The sequence below is a fragment of the Sorangium sp. So ce204 genome, assembly GCF_051526795.1.
GTDB classification, from domain to species: Bacteria; Myxococcota_A; Polyangia; order Polyangiales; family Polyangiaceae; genus Sorangium; species Sorangium cellulosum_B.
Genome location: NZ_CP150317.1, coordinates 8,487,834 through 8,505,811 on the forward strand (window position 1 = coordinate 8,487,834; position 17,978 = coordinate 8,505,811).

General features: G+C 71.0%; 14 protein-coding genes and 1 pseudogene. 7 read left to right on the plus strand and 8 right to left on the minus strand.

From position 1 onward, the window contains the following. The first annotated feature begins 3 nt into the window (after positions 1-3). Together WMF22_RS31560 and WMF22_RS31565 are read left to right on the plus strand one after the other, a co-directional pair. Positions 4-1,530, plus strand: coding sequence for a hypothetical protein (locus WMF22_RS31560; protein WP_437293710.1), 1,527 nt, complete (start codon positions 4-6; stop codon positions 1,528-1,530). Between the two features lie 148 nt (positions 1,531-1,678). Further along, on the plus strand, positions 1,679-5,323 hold the full coding sequence (locus WMF22_RS31565; RefSeq protein ID WP_438032180.1) for an FG-GAP-like repeat-containing protein: 3,645 nt from the start codon (positions 1,679-1,681) through the stop codon (positions 5,321-5,323). 705 nt (positions 5,324-6,028) lie between these two features. Here WMF22_RS31565 and WMF22_RS31570 read toward each other — a convergent pair. Together WMF22_RS31570 and WMF22_RS31575 are read right to left on the minus strand one after the other, a co-directional pair. Beyond that, a complete protein-coding gene (locus WMF22_RS31570; protein WP_438032181.1) occupies positions 6,029-6,997 on the minus strand; it encodes a hypothetical protein in 969 nt (322 codons plus the stop codon). Between the two features lie 1,097 nt (positions 6,998-8,094). Further along, positions 8,095-8,358, minus strand: coding sequence for a hypothetical protein (locus WMF22_RS31575; protein ID WP_438032182.1), 264 nt, complete (start codon positions 8,356-8,358; stop codon positions 8,095-8,097). A gap of 1,151 nt (positions 8,359-9,509) precedes the next feature. Here WMF22_RS31575 and WMF22_RS31580 point away from each other — a divergent pair. Then, the gene (locus WMF22_RS31580) at positions 9,510-10,376 is read left to right on the plus strand and encodes a hypothetical protein (protein ID WP_438032183.1); all 867 of its coding nucleotides are present in this window, start codon (positions 9,510-9,512) and stop codon (positions 10,374-10,376) included. Positions 10,377-10,686: 310 nt separating this feature from the next. Here the strand turns inward: WMF22_RS31580 and WMF22_RS31585 are convergent, their stop codons facing one another. The 3 genes from WMF22_RS31585 to WMF22_RS31595 all read right to left on the minus strand — a co-directional run bounded on the left by WMF22_RS31585 (position 10,687) and on the right by WMF22_RS31595 (position 13,218). Further along, complete coding sequence (locus WMF22_RS31585; protein ID WP_438032184.1) at positions 10,687-11,166, minus strand: hypothetical protein; 480 nt, start codon at positions 11,164-11,166, stop codon at positions 10,687-10,689. A gap of 13 nt (positions 11,167-11,179) precedes the next feature. Next, positions 11,180-11,797 (minus strand): hypothetical protein, encoded by a 618-nt coding sequence (locus tag WMF22_RS31590; protein WP_438032185.1) that lies wholly within the window; start codon positions 11,795-11,797, stop codon positions 11,180-11,182. Between the two features lie 437 nt (positions 11,798-12,234). After that, positions 12,235-13,218 carry a hypothetical protein gene (locus tag WMF22_RS31595; RefSeq protein WP_438032186.1) on the minus strand — a complete coding sequence of 328 codons (984 nt, stop codon included), beginning with the start codon at positions 13,216-13,218 and terminating at the stop codon, positions 12,235-12,237. 531 nt (positions 13,219-13,749) lie between these two features. Between WMF22_RS31595 and WMF22_RS31600 the strand changes: the two genes are divergently transcribed. Further along, positions 13,750-14,052 (plus strand): hypothetical protein, encoded by a 303-nt coding sequence (locus WMF22_RS31600; protein WP_438032187.1) that lies wholly within the window; start codon positions 13,750-13,752, stop codon positions 14,050-14,052. A gap of 493 nt (positions 14,053-14,545) precedes the next feature. Here the strand turns inward: WMF22_RS31600 and WMF22_RS31605 are convergent, their stop codons facing one another. The 3 genes from WMF22_RS31605 to WMF22_RS31615 all read right to left on the minus strand — a co-directional run bounded on the left by WMF22_RS31605 (position 14,546) and on the right by WMF22_RS31615 (position 16,068). Beyond that, positions 14,546-14,770: a hypothetical protein gene (locus WMF22_RS31605; protein WP_438032188.1), complete on the minus strand. Its 225-nt coding sequence runs from the start codon at positions 14,768-14,770 to the stop codon at positions 14,546-14,548. Continuing rightward, on the minus strand, positions 14,745-15,245 hold the full coding sequence (locus WMF22_RS31610; protein WP_438032189.1) for a type II toxin-antitoxin system VapC family toxin: 501 nt from the start codon (positions 15,243-15,245) through the stop codon (positions 14,745-14,747). The genes WMF22_RS31605 and WMF22_RS31610 overlap by 26 nt, the downstream gene beginning before the upstream one ends. A 466-nt stretch (positions 15,246-15,711) precedes the next feature. Continuing rightward, positions 15,712-16,068 (minus strand): hypothetical protein, encoded by a 357-nt coding sequence (locus WMF22_RS31615; protein ID WP_438032190.1) that lies wholly within the window; start codon positions 16,066-16,068, stop codon positions 15,712-15,714. A gap of 652 nt (positions 16,069-16,720) precedes the next feature. Here WMF22_RS31615 and WMF22_RS31620 point away from each other — a divergent pair. The 3 genes and pseudogenes from WMF22_RS31620 to WMF22_RS31630 form a co-directional block, all read left to right on the plus strand. Continuing rightward, entirely contained in the window at positions 16,721-16,936 is a 216-nt protein-coding gene (locus WMF22_RS31620) for a hypothetical protein (RefSeq protein WP_438032191.1), read from the plus strand. Beyond that, a complete protein-coding gene (locus tag WMF22_RS31625; RefSeq protein WP_129347919.1) occupies positions 16,923-17,276 on the plus strand; it encodes a hypothetical protein in 354 nt (117 codons plus the stop codon). Before WMF22_RS31620 ends, WMF22_RS31625 begins: the two co-directional genes overlap by 14 nt. 474 nt (positions 17,277-17,750) lie before the next feature. Beyond that, a pseudogene (locus WMF22_RS31630) lies at positions 17,751-17,906 on the plus strand (transposase); the annotation flags it as partial. Positions 17,907-17,978 lie beyond the last annotated feature (72 nt).

Sequence of the window (17,978 nt, forward strand, 5' to 3'; positions counted from 1 at the left end):
GCCATGCTCCGACCCAGCCCCCGCACCGGTCTCCTCCTGCTCGGCGCGCTCCTCGCGGCCCTCCCGGCCTGCGACGACGTGGAGGTCTTCGTCCCGCTCCCGGACCAGAGCGGCCCCGCCGGGGTGCTCGACGGCACGGTGACGTACGCCGGACCCCGGCCCTGCACGAAGGACGGCCACGTCGTCGGCGCCGCGATCGTGCTCGGCTTCGACACGCGCCTGCTACCGCCGCCCGAGGGGCTCGGCACCTCGGCCGCGAGCATCGACGTGATCCCCGGCGACGAGCTCTTCGGAGGCCTCGGCGCCGCGCTCGATCGCTCCGAGGACGGCGCGCTCCACTGCCCCGAGCCGGACGAGCCGCCCGTCACCGTGAGCGTCCCCTGGAGGCTCTCGCCCCTGGCCGCCGGCACCTACCAGGTCCGCGGATTTTACGACCACGACGGCAATTTCGACCCCACCTTCGGTATCACCAACCTGCCGACCCGGGGCGACGTGGCCGGCGGCGCGATCGAGAACGCGACCGAGGTGCTCCAGGGCGCCGCCCCGCGGTACCGCGCGATCACGATCGCCGCCCCCATCCCCGAGACGGGCACACGCGTCAGCGGCATCGCCGTCACCCTCGGCCTCCCGCTCCCGCTGGAGCGACCGCTCTTCCACGTCGCCGAGGTGCTCGCGCCGGCGTCCGGCGTCACGCAGAGCCCGAGCGAGGTGGTCATGGCCTCCGACTTCCAGCTGGAGACGTTCAGCCCGGCCGATCCCGCCGGCACCGAGGCGTCGCTGCTGCGCCTGCGGCTCGCCGCGGGGGTGCCGGACAGCGAGGTCGCGCGCGCGGCGAAGCCCCCGCTCTCGCTGCCGGTGGGCGGCGAGCCCGCGCCGACCCTCACCTACGCGCGGCAGGACGTGAACGGCGACGGGGCGATCGACGGCGACGATCATGTCCCCGACTCGGCCCTGATCCCGGCGCTCTTCCCGATCTCGGTGTTCGCGAAGCAGGACGACGAGGAGCCGCTGACCAGCCAGGCCGCGCCCGCGGTGCTCCTCCAGGGGCTCACGATTTACGACGATCTCGTGACCACGGCCACGCTCGGCCCGGAGCCGCTGAACGAGCCGCGGGACAGCGCGCTCATCGGCGTCCGGCCCGCCGCGCTGTGCATGCACCCGACCGAGCCGGAGCGGGGGGGCGTGCTCGTGCTCAGCCACAGGACCGACAAGGAAGGCAACGACATCATCGCGGAGCGGGACGTGGCCCGGGTCGAGGCAGCGCTGAGCCGGCAGTTCGGCCGCACCATCGAGGTCGCGTTCGGCTGCCTGCCCGAGGGGAGCTACGCGCTCAGCCTCATCTACGGCACCGGTCAGGCCTGGACCGTGCCCAACGAGGCCGGCGTGTGCGCGCCGTCGGAGGCCGAGACCGCCGACGTCTGCGGCGCGCGGCCGCGCCTCGCGTCGCAGAGCGTCGTGCTGCGCATCGGCCCGCCGGACGACAGCGCGTACTGCGCCGAGCACCCGACGCCGGCGGCCTGCGCGCGGTAAACGTCGCAACGCCGCAGCGCCGCGGCGGTGTCGGATCGCGCGCGGCGCGGAGGCCGCCGCGATCCGGGCCCGGGCGCGGTGAAAGCGCCGGTTTCCTGCTGGAGGCGGCGGTTGCCTCGCGCGCGCGAACCGATGGTAGGGTCTCGGCATGCGCTGCACTTGCTTTCCCTCGCTTGCTCTTCTGGGGGCGCTCGGCGGCGCCACGGCGGGCGTGCTCGTTCCATCCGACGCGTCCGGCGGATGGCCCCCGCCCGAGTGGGCCAGCGCAGCGGACATGGCCGAGCCCGAGCACTGGCCGAACGACCCGGACTACGGCACGTCGGTCACGCAGAGCGGGCAGTGGGCCTTCTACTCGTTCATCCCGGCCCCGAGCGGGTACGTCCGGCCGGAGGAGTCCGCCGCCGGCATGGCGATCGATCTCGCCTGGCGCTTCACCCAGGGGGACCCGCGCGTCAGGATCGCCGTCGCCGACTCCGGGATCTTCTGGGGAGAGGGGGATCTCCTGGAGAAGGTGTGGCTCAACCAGGGCGAGCTCGCGGCCCACAAGCCGCGGCACGCGGACGGCGCGGCGTGCGGCGGCGACGGCGCGCTCGCGGGCTTCGACTGCAACGGCGACGGGGTCTTCTCCGTCGCGGACTACAGGGACACGCCGGAGCTCACGCCCGCGGCGTCGGAGGGGCGGCCGCACGGCGATCGGAACGGGAACGGCCAGCTCGACGCCGGCGACCTCATCCTCAACTTCTCGGACGGGAGCGACGACGATCAGAACGGCTACGTCGACGACATCGCGGGCTGGGACTTCTTCAAGAACGACAACGATCCGTTCGACGACGCCCGCAACGGCCACGGCACCGAGGGCGCGAAGACGTCGGCCGCGCAGACGAACAACCAGCTGGGCGGGGCGGGCGTGTGCCCGCAGTGCAGGCTCATCCCGCTGCGGGTCGGCGAGAGCCACGTCGCCGACGCGCAGGATCTCGCGAAGGCGCTGCTCTACGCGGCCGACAGCCGGGCCAACGTCGTGCAGTGCCCGGTGACCGCGGTCGACAACACCGGCTTCGTCCAGGCGGCGCTCGACTACGCCCACGCCCAGGGCACGCTCGTCGTCGCGTCGATGGGCAACGAGGGCTCGCGCCACCACAGCGTGCCGGCGACGAGCAACCACGCGCTGCCCGTGAGCGCCGTCCGCCACGACGGCCAGAGCGTCGCGACGTCGACCACGTTCATCGACGCGTCGCCGTGCTCGAGCTTCGGCGGCAACAACGTGCTCGCCGTGTCGAGCCCCGGCTGCGCGAGCGACGCGACCGCCGAGCTCGCCGGCGTCGCGGGGCTGCTCTACGCCGTCGCCCTCGACCGCGGCGTGTCCCTGTCCCCGGGGGAGGTGCAGGGCCTGCTCGTCGCGACCGCCGACGACATCGCCGTGCCGGAGTCGCTGGAGCCCGGGTCGCTGTACCGCTTCTCGCAGGCGGGGTTCGACCAGCGGTTCGGCCACGGCCGCGTCAACGCGAACCGCGCCGTGGAGGCGCTCCTCGAGGGGCGCGTGCCGCCCGCCGTCGACATCACGTCGCCGCGGTGGTTCGAGGTCGCTTACAAGGATCAGGTCCAGGGCCCGGTGCCGATCGAGGGCACCATCTCGGCGAAGCGGGCGATGGCCTACGACTACTGGGTCGAGTGGGCGGCAGGCGCGCAGCCGCTCGCGGCGGAGTTCAAGGTGATCCACAAGGAGACGAACGTCGCGCCGACGGTCGTCACGGGCGCCGAGGGCCCGCTCGCCTCGCTCGACGTGCGCACGATCGACACGTCCCACCTCCGCGACCCCGACAGCCCGCACGGCGAGGACGATCGCGCGATCACGGTGCGCGTCCGCGCGAGGGCCCGCTACGCCACTGGCGACGTGGAGAGCGAGGCGCGGCGCACGATCCACGTCGACAGCGATCCGACGCTGGTCCAGGGCTTCCCCGTCCGCATCGGCGACAGCGGCGAGGGCAGCCCGAAGATGGCCGACATCGACGGCGACGGCGTCCGCGAGCTCGTCTACCCGACGGCCGGCGGCGCGCTGCACGTGCTGAAGGTGACGCCCAAGGGGCCGCAGCCGCTGCCGGGGTTCCCGTTCATGACCGACGCCATCGACGGCCTGCTCGATCCGCCGGCGTCCCCGGCCACGCCCGATTACCTCGGCGCCCCGGCGTACAGCAAGGTGAACAGCGAGCTCGGCCGCGAGCCGATCCTGAGCGCGCCCGCCATCGCGGACCTCGACGGCGACGGCAGGCAGGAGATCGCGATCTCCACCTGGCCGGGCACGATCTACGTCATCGGCGCGAACGGCAGCGACCGACGGGGGTGGCCGATACGCCTGCCCGAGATCCCCTCTTGCCCCCTCGATCCCGGGGCTCCGGCGAGCGCGCCGTGCATGTCGGCGGCCGCGCGGATCGCGCGCGGGGCCTTCGCCTCGCCGGTCCTCGCCGATCTCGACGGCGACGGGCGGCTCGACGTGATCCAGGCGGCGTTCGACGGCACGGTCCACGCGTTCGACAGGGATGGCAACGCGCTGCGCGGCTTTCCCGTCGAGGTGCACTACGCGGGTCCGCTCGCCGAGGAGCCGGCGCGGAGCCGCCTCCTCGCGACGCCCGCCGTGGCCGACTTCAACGGCGACGCGCTGCCGGATCTGCTGGTCGCGTCGAGCGAGCGGCTCGGCGAGGAGGGCGAGGCCGGGGCGGTGTACGTGATCGATGGGCGGGGCACGACCGCGCCCTCCGGGCCCGTGCTCGCGGGGTGGCCCATCACGGTGCCGTCGCGCTCGTTCGCCCCGCTCGCCGCGGAGGGGATCACGGCCTCGGGCGTCGTCGGGCGGTTCGACGGCGCGCTGGCGGGCGTCGTCCAGGGCAACGGCGCGCCGCCGCTCGTCCTCCCGGCCTCACCCGGCGAGCAGCGCGAGCTCCTGGCGACGCCGGCGGGCGCGCTGCCGCGGGCGAGCGGCGGCTCGCCGGCCGGGCTCGACCCGACGTTCGGCCCCCTGTCGCCCGCCGCCGGCGCCCGGACGATGATCCCGCTGCTGTCGCAGCCTGCGCTCGGCGACATCGATCAGGACGGCACCCCCGACGTCATCGCCGCGGGCGCCTCGAAGGCGGCCGCGCTCGCCCTCGCGGGCGCGCAGGGGGCGACGCAGCCGGGGCCTCACCTGCTCGCCGTCTGGAGCGGCAGGTCGGGCGCGATGCTGCCTCGCGCCCCGTTCGTGCTCGAGGACTACGCGATCTCGGGCAGCCAGGCGGTCGTCGATCTGAACGGCGACGGCTACCCCGAGGTGCTGAGCGGATCGAGCGGCTACTTCCTCCACGCCTTCGACGGGTGCGGCCGGGAGCCGCGCGGGTTCCCGAAGTTCACCGGCCAGTCGATCACCACGACGCCCGCCGTGGGCGACCTCGACGGCGACGGCACGCTGGAGATCGCGGTGGGCACCCGCGACGGCTGGCTCTTCGCCTGGCACACCGAGGCGACGACGGGCGCGCTCATCGCCTGGGAGAGCCTCCATCACGACAACCAGAACACGGGCAACCTCGAGACGCCGCTCAGGCAAGGGGTCGTGCGGACGGCGCCGCGGCCGCTCACGGTGGACCTGTGCGAAGGCCCGCAGCAGGCCCCGCTCATCCTCCAGCTGGGCGGAGGCTGCGCGTGCGAGGCCGCGGGCGCCGAGCCGCGGCGCGCGTCCGGCGCTCGAGGCGCGGGCGCGGGCGCGGCGCTGGGCGCGGCGCTGGTCGGGGCGGTGGCGCTGTGGCGGAGGCGGAGGAGAGGCTGTTGATTGCGAGGTGACCTCGACGCCGCGGCCGCCTTCCTGGCACGGGCGCCATGCACGCTGCGCAGACGCCAGCGCAGAGCGGGCCGACTTCCTGCGGAGCAGAAAGAGGAAGGGCGGTCGACGTGGAAAGAGGCTGGTGGGAGCCGCGGTGAGAACCAAGCGGACGGTTCCCGACGTGACCTGTTCATGCCCAAAGCCTTTGGTTTCCAGTTCGGAAGAGATGCGACACGCCTCAGGGAAGCACACATGAGCTCGGCACACCGATCGCAATACGCAACAGACGCGACATGCGAGCAATCACCACCACCATCACAACAGCTTTCATTCTCTGCTCCGCCCCTTCATGCACGGTCGACCAGACACCAGAATCAGAGGCCGTACTGAACGTGGATTTCGCGCCTAAAAGTCCGATCCGGGGCGTGAGAAATCCGGCGCAGTAAAAGGAACGCCTTGAAAAAAAGGCTCGGCGTGGCGACCCGTCCGGGTTGCTATGACCAAACGAAGGCACACGCCGAGCACCTCCAAGGTGCGCCGGCGCGAGTTCGGGCGCTCGCACGGCACCTTCGGCTCGCTCGTGCCCCCTGGGCGCGAAATCCACGTTTCGACCGGGGCGAGCGCGAGCATCGACGTGATGCGAGTTCCTTCGTACATGAATCCTCCTGAGGCGGATGGGCTGATCGGGGGGCGGAGCGCGCCGGCGGGCCGGCGTCAGGGCGTCAGCGCGAAGCAGTAGAGCCCGCCGTAACCGCCGCCGGACCCGACGGTGGGCGAGTCGTCCTGGGGCGGGCCCTCCTCCACGAGGTAGACGCCCGGCGCGCACCCCGGCGCGTCGTGGGACGATATCCACTGGGACCCGCTCATCGCTGCGCCGAAGTTCCTCGGCCACGAGTGTCCGACGCGCGGTTTCCCGGAGGCACTGTCGCCTATCGCGCTCGTCCAGTCGTTGCACGTCGCCGTCGGGCCGACGAGCCGCCCTTGCCTGTCGCTTCCCGTCAGGGTGTCGTGGTTGTCCACCGCGGGCTGGCTCGGATCGGCCTGGTGGTTGGGGACGCCGTCCTCGTTGGGCAGATCGTTGATGATCGCCTCGTCGGCCCCGCTGGGACGCGTGCTCGGCAGCTCCTCTTTGCTGTTCGCGACCAGCCGGCCGAGCCGGTCGTACCAGGGCCCCTCGCCGATGCGATCGATCGCATTGACCTGCTTGCCGTCCTCTCCTGCCGTGGCGCTCAGGAACGCGCGCCACCCCTTGCTGCCCGCGCCCGGGAGGCTCTTCTCGGCGATCGTCGCGCAGATCTTGTCCGCGCCGCGGAGACCGGCGCCCGGCCCCGTCTCCCCGAAGCGGAGGTCGCCCCCGAAGCCGTCCTCGGAGCCCGACAGCTCCCGCATGGCTTTGAGGCTCGTCACGAAGAAGCTGAACTTCTCGGTCGTCCCGCCGCCGGTGGTCACGCCGCCGCCGGAGGTCGCGGCGTCGCCGCCGCCGCCGGAGGCCGCGCCGTCGCCGCCGGAGGCCGCACCGCCGCCGGAGGCCGCGCCGCCGCCGCCGGACGTCGCGCCGCCGCCGGAGGTCGCGCCGCCGCCCGAGGCCGACGACGAACTGGTCGCTCCGTCGTCCAGGACGCCCTCGTCCGAGCCGGAGCAGCCGAGCATGGGCGAGAGCAGCGCGAGGGTGAGGGGGAGCATCCAGGGATGATAAGCGCTTGTCATGGTCTTCGCTTTCCTGTGGTTGTTGCGTCGGGCTATCCGTTGCGCCGTGAGCCGGCGAGGCTCACTGGCACGTGAGATCGGCATGGCAAGCTTCACGTGGACGGTGGAGATGCCGGCCTGACCCGGCAGGGCCCACTCGACCGCCGGATCCGCCGGGGCAATCGGGCGCCGGCGGGTCGTTGCCGTCCGTCGTCGAGCTCGATCCGTTGTGCGACAGAAGGCTCGAGACCGCGCCTCGAGACCGCGCAAAGGATGCCGACCCGCCAACCTCGCCGGGGGACGAATTTTGCAATCTGGAGAAGTTTTGGCGACATCTCGATGACGATCTGTCGGCCCGTTGAGGTCGCGGGTCAATGTCTTTGGCGCCGCGCCCGCGAACCCGTGCAGGCGCGTACCTTTCGGTCCGGGGTTGCGCTCGGCGAGGTTCACGACGGCATCGCCCCAGGTGCCTGCGCTCACCGGCTGCCGAGCCTGGTGAGCATAACCTCGAGGATTGAGGACCTCTTGCGCACGGAGCAGGAGGGACGCGGAGCGTCAAGCGCGTAGCTTGCGCGTCAACAGGGGGGCACAGCTCGACCGTGTATGCCGTATGCTCGGCTGCGGTCGTCGGCCCCCCCCGATGACGCTCATGCTGCCCGATCCGGACCCCCTGGCCTGGTTGTCGAGCGGGGGCTTCGCCTTCGGGACGCCGATCGCTAACAGCTTCGATGCAGCGGCTGGTGTGGTGCTTACCACGGTTAACCGCATCCTTCAGCTGGCCGACATTCGGGTGTGTCAGCCTCCGTGCGATGACGGAGAGCCCGTCGTACTTGCTTGCATCTACAACGAGCCGGGTCGGCGGCGAGGCATGAGGCAAGGTATTTTGCCCTCGGTTTCGCCCGTGGGGATACCGGGCTTCCGGAACACCGGTACAGCTATTTCTATGGCGATCTGTTCGCCTATCAACTCCCCGATCTGCTGGAACGCGACGGCTTCGCTTTCTACAGTCCGGTGTAGCCCCCGCCATCAGACCAAGGCGATCGAGACACTCGCGGTCACGCCCGCTCTCGGAGCATGGTGCCCCGGGAGGGGCGTCAACCGGGGGAACCCTCCGCAGCACGCGCCTTCTTCTCATCCACGAGCTTCTGGATCTCCTCGTCGATGAGCTGCTCCATCCTCTGGGAGAACGTGAACCCGAAAGCGTGGTGCATCAGCTTCGGGAAGCCCGTATCCACCGGCTCCCCGCCCTCCCAAGAAACGCGAACCCCGGAAGCGTGCCCGTCGAGGAGCGACTCGAGCGCCCTGCGCGCCTCGTCGGGATTGCTCCCCATCAGGCTGCGGAAGTCCTGTTGTCGCATCCGTAGAACGAGGCGCGCGCTGAGTCGTGACTCCGGCGCGCTGACGCGCGAACGCGCGGCCGGACCAAGGGCGTGCCGGTGACCACAAACTAGCCAGTTGAACATAGACGGCGGCCCCGCGTGCCGGCGTCCACCTCCATGGCGGTGAGCTCGCCGGCGAGGAGAACGGCGGCGGAAATGACGGCACGCGCGGCTGCCCGAAAGCCGCGCCGCCCAAGATCGTTGCGAAACGTAGGGGCTTCACGCCCGGTAGCTCGGCTGCCGTGGTTGTCCCTGGAGGAGCTCATCCCTGGCCGAGGAGCGCCCCGCGGCGCGCCCGTGCCGCCGACGCCGGCCGCTCAGCCCTCGGCGGCGAGCCCGACCATGTGAACGGTGCCCGCGCCGAGATAGCCGACGCCCAGCTCGACCTCCGCGCCTGCGCTGTTGCGGAGAAGGCGCCGCCCAGCTCGCCTCGATCCCTTGCCGGCAACGCGCCGAGCTCGGGCCAGGGGGGACGCGTCACCTCCGAGCCGGAAGCGAAGCGCGCTCTGCCCTGTTCGCGCCGCGTCGCCCGGCGCCGTGCCAGCACCTGCCGGCGGCTCCCCCAGCAACCCCGGGACGCGTGCCAGCGCCCGCTGGTACCGCTCCTCGGACCCGCTGGTACGCTTCCTCGGACCTGCTGGTACCGCTCCCCGGACCCGCTGGTACCGCTCCCCGGACTTGCTGGTACCGCTCCTCGGACCCGCTGGTACCGCTCCCCGGACTTGCTGGTACCGCTCCCCGGACCTGCTGGTACCGCTCCCCGGACTTGCTGGTACCGCTCCCCGGACCTGCTGGTACCGCTCCCCGGACCTGCTGCCACGATTCCGGGCCGTCTTGGCGACGCTGGCAGCGCTCTCCGGCCCGCTGGGCGCGTTCCACGCTCTGCTGGGTTCGCGCCCCGGCCCGCTGGGTGCGTTCCACGCTCTGCTGGGTTCGCGCCCCGGCCCGCTGGGTGCGTTCCACGCTCTGCTGGGTTCGCGCCCCGGCCTGCAGGGACGCGTCCCGGGTGCGCCGGCGCAGCTCCCAGGCGTCGACAACGTGCTCCCAGGACGGCGGAGCCCGTCCGGGCCCTGCCAAACGCTGCGCTGGTGTTACGCTCGCCTGCTCGCCACCCCCACTGGAGGTAGGTTATGGGAATCGAACTCTCACAAGAACAACACGCTGTCCTGAAGGAGACCCGCGCGGTCGGTACCCCCGCGGAGTTCCAGGCCCTCCTCGATACCGCGCGTCCCGAGATGGACCGCATCGTCCGCGAGGTCATGGAGCCGAGCCAACCCGTCTCGACCACCGTCACGGAGCTCCGGGACCTCTATCTGGCCGTCGTCCAGTACGAGGCGCAGCTCGCGAGCAAGGCCTATGGCCCCGAGCGTCGCGCGCTGCTCCGCGGCGCGATCCAGCTCCTCGACACGGCGAACCTCTGGTTCGGCGAGGGCAAGCGCACCGGCGCGTATCAGGTGCGGCCCATCGACCAGGTGATCAAGGCGAGCCGGCCCTGGCGCGCGCGCCTCAAGGCGTTCGCCGACCAGGCGTTCGCGTTCGAGCCGGACGTCGCCGAGCAGTTCGCCGACGTGAACACGAGCGGCACGCTCACCGAGGAGACAAGCGATCTCGCCATGCTGCTCCGGCTCGCCCAGCAGCACCAGGCCCGCCTTGCGCCCGTCGGCCTCACCGAGGACTTCCTGCGCGAAGGCAGCACGCTGCTCGACGAGGTGAGCGGCCGCGACCTGCTCGGCATCCTCGGGTTGCGCAACCGGGAAGAGGCGATGGTGCTCCGCAACTCCATCGTGACGTATGCCACGCTGCTCGGGAACGAGGCGCGCGCCGCCGGCATCAACGCCTGCTGGGACATTCCCGACGTCAAGCGCCGCTTCAGCGCCACCTCGTTCCGCAGCGCCCTGCGGCGGCTCCGCCCGAAGCGCCGCGGCAGCGCCGCCGCGCCGGACGAGCCGGCGCCGCCCGAGCCGGCGCCGGTCGAGCCGACAGGCGCGCCGGTCTGAAGCCGCGCCGAATCGAGAACGCGGCGCGCTAGCGCTGCGGACCCGCCGCAACCCCTCTCACCGCCCAGACAACGCTGCCAAGCCGCATCGCGGGTGCGAGGCGTCGCAGGACGGCATCCGGCGCCGCCATGGTGCAGGCACGGACGCCGTGGCGCAAGCGCGCGACATCCAGCGGCGTACCGTTTCAAGCCGCGACAGACAGCGATCGGCTCCAGCGGCGAGCAGCTCGTCGCGCCGATTCATCAGGACGTGCCGAGGTGCGGCAGGCTCCGCGCGGAGCCTTCGCGCCGGGCGCAGGCACGCAGGCCGTTCATCCCCCCGGGCCGTCATCTTCACACGACGTCACATGGAAGAAGGCCGATTCCAGGCGCGCGGGCGCGTCGTCAAAGACGCGCTTCAGCCCGCACGGCTCCACGGAGAAATCGGCCTCGTAAGGCTCCTCCGACGTGATCGTGTGCGTCACATGGCAGACGGCGTCGTACTCATCGCCGTCGAGCCGGGCGTACACATTGATGTCATCCGGTATGGCTGACACCCGTATCCATTCGAATCTGGCGTACCGGCTCGGATGCATCAATAATACTCTTTGCGCTCCGTTGTCTACGCCGCAGAACGTCCCCCAGTCATCGTCCTCATTCACCACGCGTCTTCCGTCGTTACCAGTATCCAACGTGAGCGTTTCGCCCTTGATCGTGACGATCGCCTTCCCGGCGATGTCCGAACCGTTGGAACCGCATCCGGGCGATGCGGTCAGCGACACAATCCCAAGGGCAAGGACGGTCTTGTACATGGCAGATTCCGGACTAGAACCGTGGACAGGTATACGACAGGGTCTGGTTGGTCGGCGAGCGGCGCGGCGCACAGCACACGATGTGCATCTCGCCCTTCTCCACCGTGCCGGTGACCCTGGACACGCTCGGCGTGCAGGAGCCCGGCTCCGCCTCCGTCAGCTCGGCGCGCATGGCGACCACCGCCGACGGCGAGCTGACGTCGCTGCACCGCGCCGCTCCATGACCGGTGCCTTCCGAGGCCACGATCTGCTCGCTGCACGCGGCGTCCCCATACAGGAAGACATCAGCGCTGCACTTCCCTCCTTCCGGCGAACCACACTCGCAGGCAGAGCACGAGCGGTGATCGACGAGCTCTTCGGTAAACTCGCGCTTCTCCGGGTAGCCGTCCCAGCACGAGCCATCCTTCTTCGTCCGGACGCAGAGGTCATAGCCCTCGGGCGGCTGACCGATGTAGCCGGCGCAGGCCTTCGCGAACGTCGCGACGACCGGCAGCGGCTCGGGCGCCGGAGAGGGCGTGCACGCTCCCAGCGACGGCGCCTCGAAGGTCACCGAGGCAAACGCCTCCCCCGGGATCGGCGCGCCGGCCGGCGTGCAGGTGCCGTCCCACCCCGCGCCGGCATCAAGGGTCATCGAATCCTGGGTCCCGGGGCACACGGACGCGTGTGTCGTCACCGAGGACGGGAGCACGCACGCGGCAGGACCGCATTCACACGCGCCACACGCCTGCGGCACGATCGCCCCCTTCCATCCCTCCCACAACGTGTCACGCTCTTCGGGACATGCCGGCGCATCGTCTTGCGGTCCTTCCCAGAGCCAGACCGCCGGGCAGCCTGTATGCGGTTCGTCGGAGAGCTCCGGCACGTCGTAACAGGCGAGGAGCACGGGCGATGCAAGCGCGAACAATGCAGCAAGTCGCATCTCTAGAACCTCCAGCCAGAGCGTAGACGATCGCGGCTCCTGTCGACCTGGTCCGGCGCAGGCGGCAGCATCAGCGCCAGCACGGAGCCCATGCAGAGGCAGCGCGCAGCGACCTCGGTGGCCTGTCCTGTGCCGCGGATCGCGCCCCGTCACCATGTCACCTTGACCTCCGCGCCGCCGGGTCGCGGCCGCACTTGGGTGTCGTCTGCGACGACGACGTAGACCAGCGTAGCGACGCCCAGCAGCGCGCCGGCCGTGAGCAACGCCGTTCCCAGGTGGCTCATGGTGCTCACGCCTTCGCGCGGCGCAGGTGCCCCAGCACCATCGCCTTCTGACCTCAGCTGGCACAACGCCGCCAGCCGCTCGGCCTCCGCGCTGTTGGCCGCGACGTGGAGCCCGATGCCCGTCACGAGCAGGCCCACCGCGGCGGTGGCGCCGCTGGCGACGACCCACGGCTTCACGCCGGGCGGGGCCGATCCTGCCAAGGCCTCCCGCGTCGGCGCGAGCGGGCCCCGCACGGCACCGGCGGGCCGCGCGAGCTGGTGCTCGATCGGCTCGAACACGATCGGCACGCCCTGGGACTCGGCGGCCTTCGCCGCCACGCTCACACGGGCGAGGCGCCCGTCGTGCGCCATGGCGACGATCTCGTGCCGGCCTGGCAGCACATAGACCCGATCGGCGCGTTCGACCTTGCGGCCATCCACGAGGATCCGCTCCGGAACGACCCCGGGGGCCGTGAAGAGGTTGAGTACGCCCACTTCCTGGAGCACCCGCGCGAGGTCGGCGTGCCGGACCTCCCAGCGGCGACGCTCAAGGTCGTTCTTCGGCGGCGGCATCCGCGCGGCGCACTCCGAGAGCTCCTCCGCGGCGACGTCCCAGCGACCGAGACGGGTATCCACCACCCCGAGCTGGCAGAGCGCCATGATCGAAGGATCGAGGTGGTGGATGCGTGCCCAGAGGCGCCGAGCCTCCACCATGTCGAGGTTCTTCATGGCGGCCTCGGCCTGCTGGTGCAGCGCATCCAGCTCCCTCGACCTCGGCGGGGGCTCTGCGGCGCGCAGGTGGAAGGACGCGAGGACCACGGCGATCGCCGCCGCGTGAGATAAACACGTCCGCAAGAGAGAAGTGGCCACGGTTCGCCTCGCCCAATTCGACAGAACCTCACCGTCGCACCGGCGGCACCCAGCGCGGTAAACGTGGCCCCTAATACTATGCTTGTACTTCCGCCCACAAGGCGCACGCGTTGCAACCTGCTCGTCGTGCCGCCACGGACGTTCGGACGACCGGCGCGTCACGACTGCCTCACGTGCACCACCACAGCCACGTTGACGCCGCGTGTTTTGCGCCGCGAGCATGCGTCATGGCGCGCACAGCTCCGGTCCCGAACATCCCCGCCATCCCCGGCATGAACCCCGGCGTCTTCATCATGGGCGGCGGCGGCAGCGGCGGCCTTGGTGGGGGCAAGGGCGGCAACGGGGCGACAGCGCGAGCAAGGGCGGGCGGGGCGCGGGCGCGTTGGGCCAGGGCTCGGGTAGCGGCTGTCCCAACCCCGCGCACGGGCGCGGAGGGCAGACGACGGCCTCGCCCAGCAGCACCAGGCCCGCCTTGCGCCCGTCGGCCTCACCGAGGACTTCCTGCGCGAAGGCAGCGCGCTGCTCGACGAGGTGAGCGGGCGCGACCTGCTCGGCATCCTCGGGTTGCGCAACCGGGAAGAGGCGATGGTGCTCCGCAACTCCATCGTGACGTACGCCACGCTGCTCGGGAACGAGGCGCGCGCCGCCGGCGTCAACGCCTGCTGGGACATGCCCGAGGTCAAGCGCCGCTTCAGCGCCACCTCGTTCCGCAGCGCCCTGCGGCGGCTCCGCCCGAAGCGCCGCGGCAGCGCCGCCGCGCCCGACGAGCCGGCGCCGCCCGAGCCGGCGCCGGTCGAGCCGGCGCCGCCCGAGCCAAACGGCGCGCCGGTCTGACGCCGCGCCGGATCGAGAACGCGGCGCGCTAGCGCTGCGGACCCGCCGCAACCCCACCGTCCTGCTGGCAGGAGCGCCTCGCCCAGCCGGTCGCGCTCCGCCAGGGCCGGGCTCTCCTCCGGGAAGACCAGGTTAATCTGATCCGCGCCCCGCACCTGGCACCGCGCGAAGCCGCCGAGCCGCACCAGGTTCTCATCGGCGCGCGCTGGCCGTTTCGGGAGCGCCAGCGAGGGGCTGCGGCGCCGGTCTTCGGCCTGGGCGCGGCGCGGGCGGGAGCGGCGGGGAGACCGCGCCTGCGCCGAGGGCGCGCGCCGCGGGCGCGCTCGGTGAAAGCGGCGCGCCGCTGCGCGAGGGCTCGCGACTCCGCGCGACGGCGGGCGGCCGGCGAGCCATGCGCGCCGCGCCGCGGCGGCCTCCTTGTGCGGCCGCCGCGCTCGGATCACGAGGCGCGCAGTCGCCCGTGGCGGGCGCAGGCCGAACGACGCCTTGGCAATCAGCGGCGAGGTGCGGGCGTCGTCGCCTGCGCCTCGTCCGCTGCATTGCCTTGTTGGGCGGCCTCCGGGCCACCGCTACGCGGAACGATCGAAACGTGGTCTGTGGCGCGGCCTGCTTCAAGGCGTCGAAACGCCTTGAACAGCTCGTGAACGTCATAGCCACATTCCTTCGCAATTTCGTCGCGAATTGCGCGAACTTCATCGACGATGGCATCGCGAATCATTTCTCCTCCTGTGGCGGCAGCTCGTCTGGTGTGCAGATGACGGGCGGTCGAAACCCACTGTCTCTACACACGACTCTATGCGTGGCCGCATCGTAGCATTCGCAATATGCGTAAAGTTCCATGTCAGCAGAAAATCGAGGCCATGAACGGTCGCTATGGCCACGTGCGCGGCGTCGACGATTGCCTTTGCGGGCATGGCTGCCTGCTTGATGAGGGCCGCGGCAAGCGTCTCCGCTTCCTCGGCTCCTGACAGGACAGCGATCCCCGCGGCTGCCCCGAGCCGCCGAGCAGCTGCCGCGGGGTCGCCCCGGCGCGCTTCGGTCAGCACCGGGTCGGAGAGGAACAGCTCGAACTCGTCTCGCCGCGCCCACCAGCCGATCGTGACCTGCTGGCGGGCGGCCTGGATGACATCTCGGCTTGGCAGCGCGGTCAGATAGCTCAAGATCGAGGTTTCGACATAGACGCGCGGTTTCACGGGCGGCTCCTAGCGAAGGCGCGCTCCCGCCGACGCACCTGGAGCATACCAGGCCCAGGCACGCGCGCCCAGGTCGCCCCGCGCACGTCCTCGTATTGATCAGAAAAGTCGGGAGGATCAGGACCGTTCAGAGAGTGGGCGGCCTGCTGGTCGTCGAGACGAGCCCATCCGGGCTCGAGCGCGCATCCTCGATCGTCGAGACGGGCCCGTCCGCGCGAGCCCTCCAGGGGCAGACGCCTGGGAAGCCGTACTCCGCTGGAGCCATACCTGCCTCGGCTCACGCCTGCCCGCCCAACGACTGGCGATGAGCCGCGCGGTGGGCAGGCTAGCTTCGCTCGCCAGCCCACCGCGTCGGTCTCCATCGCTGAGTTGGGCGGCGCAGAGAACCGTTGCGCTGCGACAGGCATCGGTCACGAAGAACCTCGCCGCATTCCGCCACCCCAGCCGCCGCCCATGCTCAACGCGACTATCGAGAGCAGCGCTCACACGAAGATCGTCCTCGGTGGAAGGCACTGCCGTTGATGACGCTGGTCACCCCGACGAAGCTCCCGTCCTTCCGGTCGAACACGGAGGCGTCCTTTGCTTTCTTGCCTTCTTCATCAACCGCAACAATGTAGTGACTGCGATCGAAGTTCTCCGCGCCCAGCGCTTCCGCGCACCGACGGTCGTGCCCGTGCATGATGACGAACGCGGGCCAAGTCACGCCGTGTGCAGCCAATTGGCGCGCGACGGCAGCGATGGTCTTGTCCCATGGTTCGCGGTCCCTACACTCTTCGCAATTTTCGGCTCCGACGTTTCGTGACCGTTCGATCTTCATCTTCACTCCGTTTAGCGTGGCGCCGAGCGATCTCGTTCATATTCCGTTCACGGTCGCATCCCGCGTCGGAACTACCTAAAGTGCTTAAGGCGCGCCTGTGCGCGATCGTCAGCAGCAGCGGCTGGTTGGGCGGCATGGTCGCGGGGGGGGGCAGGTGCGGACGAGCGTACGCCGAGCGGGCGCGGCCGAAAGGGCAACGATGAGGTGGGACCCTCCACCACGCGCTCGCGGCCCCGCTCGCGCAGATGGTGGTGAACGAGGGCAGCCGGAGCCGCCGGCGCAGCCGGCACCGACCTCCTTGAGGACGTCGCAGCGTGCGCTCCGCGGCGCAGCGCGGTAGCATGGCGACATGCTCTCGCGTGACGACATCCGCCGCGCTCTCGTGGCGCTCGCCGACGAGCTCGCGGACATGTCTACGCGCTGCGAGATCGTGGTCGTCGGCGGTGCGGCCGTCGTGTTGCTGTAGGGCGCCCGCGAGGCCACGAAGGACGTCGATGCCCTGATCCTGAGCCGCATCGATCCGGCGCTCGTCCGCAAGGCCGTCCAGCGAGTCGCGGACTCCCTCGGTCTCCCCGACGACTGGCTGAACGACGCCGCGAAGGGGTATGTCCACGGCCTCGCGCTCGGCGAGGTCCTTGTCGACGAGCCGGCGCTTCTGGTGCGCGCGCTGGCGCCCCACCAGCTCCTCGCCATGAAGCTGTCCGCGTGGCGGGACGACGTGGACATCGACGACGCGCGCCTCCTTCTCGCGAAGCTCTCCGCCGATCGGGACGAGGTGTGGCGGCTCGTCGAGCCCCACCTTGTTCCCGGACGCGAGATGAAGGCGTACTATGCCTTCTGTGATCTCTGGGAGGCCGAGCATGGATCTGCGTGACCTGGTGCGTGCCCTTCTGTCGTTCGACGCGCTCGTGGCCCGGCAGTGGGTCGCGGACAGCCTCCGACAGGGCATCCTATGGGCGTCGATCCCGGCGCCGACCGACCTCGATCCGGTCGCCCTCGGTGTCGCGGCCGGTGTCGCCGAGCTCCTGGCGGCGCGCGCCGGGCAGGCCCCCCCGCCCTGGACGAGCACGGTCGAGGCGGCACCCACCCCTGTCTGCCTGGTGAAGGCCGCGCGAACGATGCCGCGGCTTCGGCAGCTCTGCGAGCAGGAGGGTCCGGAGCCGCTCCGGCGCCGCGGGATCCTCGCGCCGCCTGAGTTCTTGAAGGTGGCGTGATCGCGCCCGCTCTCGAAGCCCGCTTGGGGGGAAGCCGCCCAACGTTGAATTGATCTGCGGCGCGAAGCGCCGTCAGGTCCAATTCTGTGTTGGGCGGTGCCTGGTCGCGCATCATGGGATCAGACATCCCAGAGCCGCCTCTTGCCGGGCTGAGAGCCGCCGCTCGCCGCAGCAGCGGTCGTGGTCGCGCCGTACCTCTCCGCCATGGCGCCGCCAGGTCCCGCCGGCTTTCGTCCCGCTGAATTCCCCGCGGAGCACGAGCGGCCCGTGTTTCGCTCGCAGCCGCCGGGATGCTCACCCAAGCGGAGTCTCGGCCGCTGTCGGCGCGTCCAAGGACCTCGCGGCCAGCGCCGCACGCCTACGCGCCTCGCGAACCGCATCAGACCGTGTTGTATGGCCTTGTTCAGGAGCACCTCGCGGCTTCCGTTTGAGCTGCGTGCGCTTGCGGCCAAAAGGTCCGACGTCCTCGCGGCGATGGAGCGCATCTTCGCGGAGGAGATCGCCCGCGTGACCACGCGGCTCGCGAGCATCGCCGGCGCACGGACGGGCTCGGTCGGGTTCCCTCAGAGATTCGGCTCGAGCTTGAATGTTCACGTCCATTTTCACTCGCTGGCAATCGACGGCGTTTTCGAGAAGACCGCCATGGGCGTGCGCTTCCACGATGCGCCGCCGCCTTCAAAGGACGATGTCAGCGAGGTGGCC

Bases quoted from the DNA above. Each gene is read 5' to 3' on its own strand.
- WMF22_RS31560 (WP_437293710.1), top strand. From the start codon at position 4: ATGCTCCGACCCAGCCCCCGCACCGGTCTCCTCCTGCTCGGCGCGCTC.
- WMF22_RS31565 (WP_438032180.1), top strand. From the start codon at position 1,679: ATGCGCTGCACTTGCTTTCCCTCGCTTGCTCTTCTGGGGGCGCTCGGC.
- WMF22_RS31570 (WP_438032181.1), bottom strand. From the start codon at position 6,997: ATGCTCCCCCTCACCCTCGCGCTGCTCTCGCCCATGCTCGGCTGCTCC.
- WMF22_RS31575 (WP_438032182.1), bottom strand. From the start codon at position 8,358: ATGCGACAACAGGACTTCCGCAGCCTGATGGGGAGCAATCCCGACGAG.
- WMF22_RS31580 (WP_438032183.1), top strand. From the start codon at position 9,510: ATGGGAATCGAACTCTCACAAGAACAACACGCTGTCCTGAAGGAGACC.
- WMF22_RS31585 (WP_438032184.1), bottom strand. From the start codon at position 11,166: ATGTACAAGACCGTCCTTGCCCTTGGGATTGTGTCGCTGACCGCATCG.
- WMF22_RS31590 (WP_438032185.1), bottom strand. From the start codon at position 11,797: ATGACCCTTGATGCCGGCGCGGGGTGGGACGGCACCTGCACGCCGGCC.
- WMF22_RS31605 (WP_438032188.1), bottom strand. From the start codon at position 14,770: ATGATTCGCGATGCCATCGTCGATGAAGTTCGCGCAATTCGCGACGAA.
- WMF22_RS31625 (WP_129347919.1), top strand. From the start codon at position 16,923: ATGGATCTGCGTGACCTGGTGCGTGCCCTTCTGTCGTTCGACGCGCTC.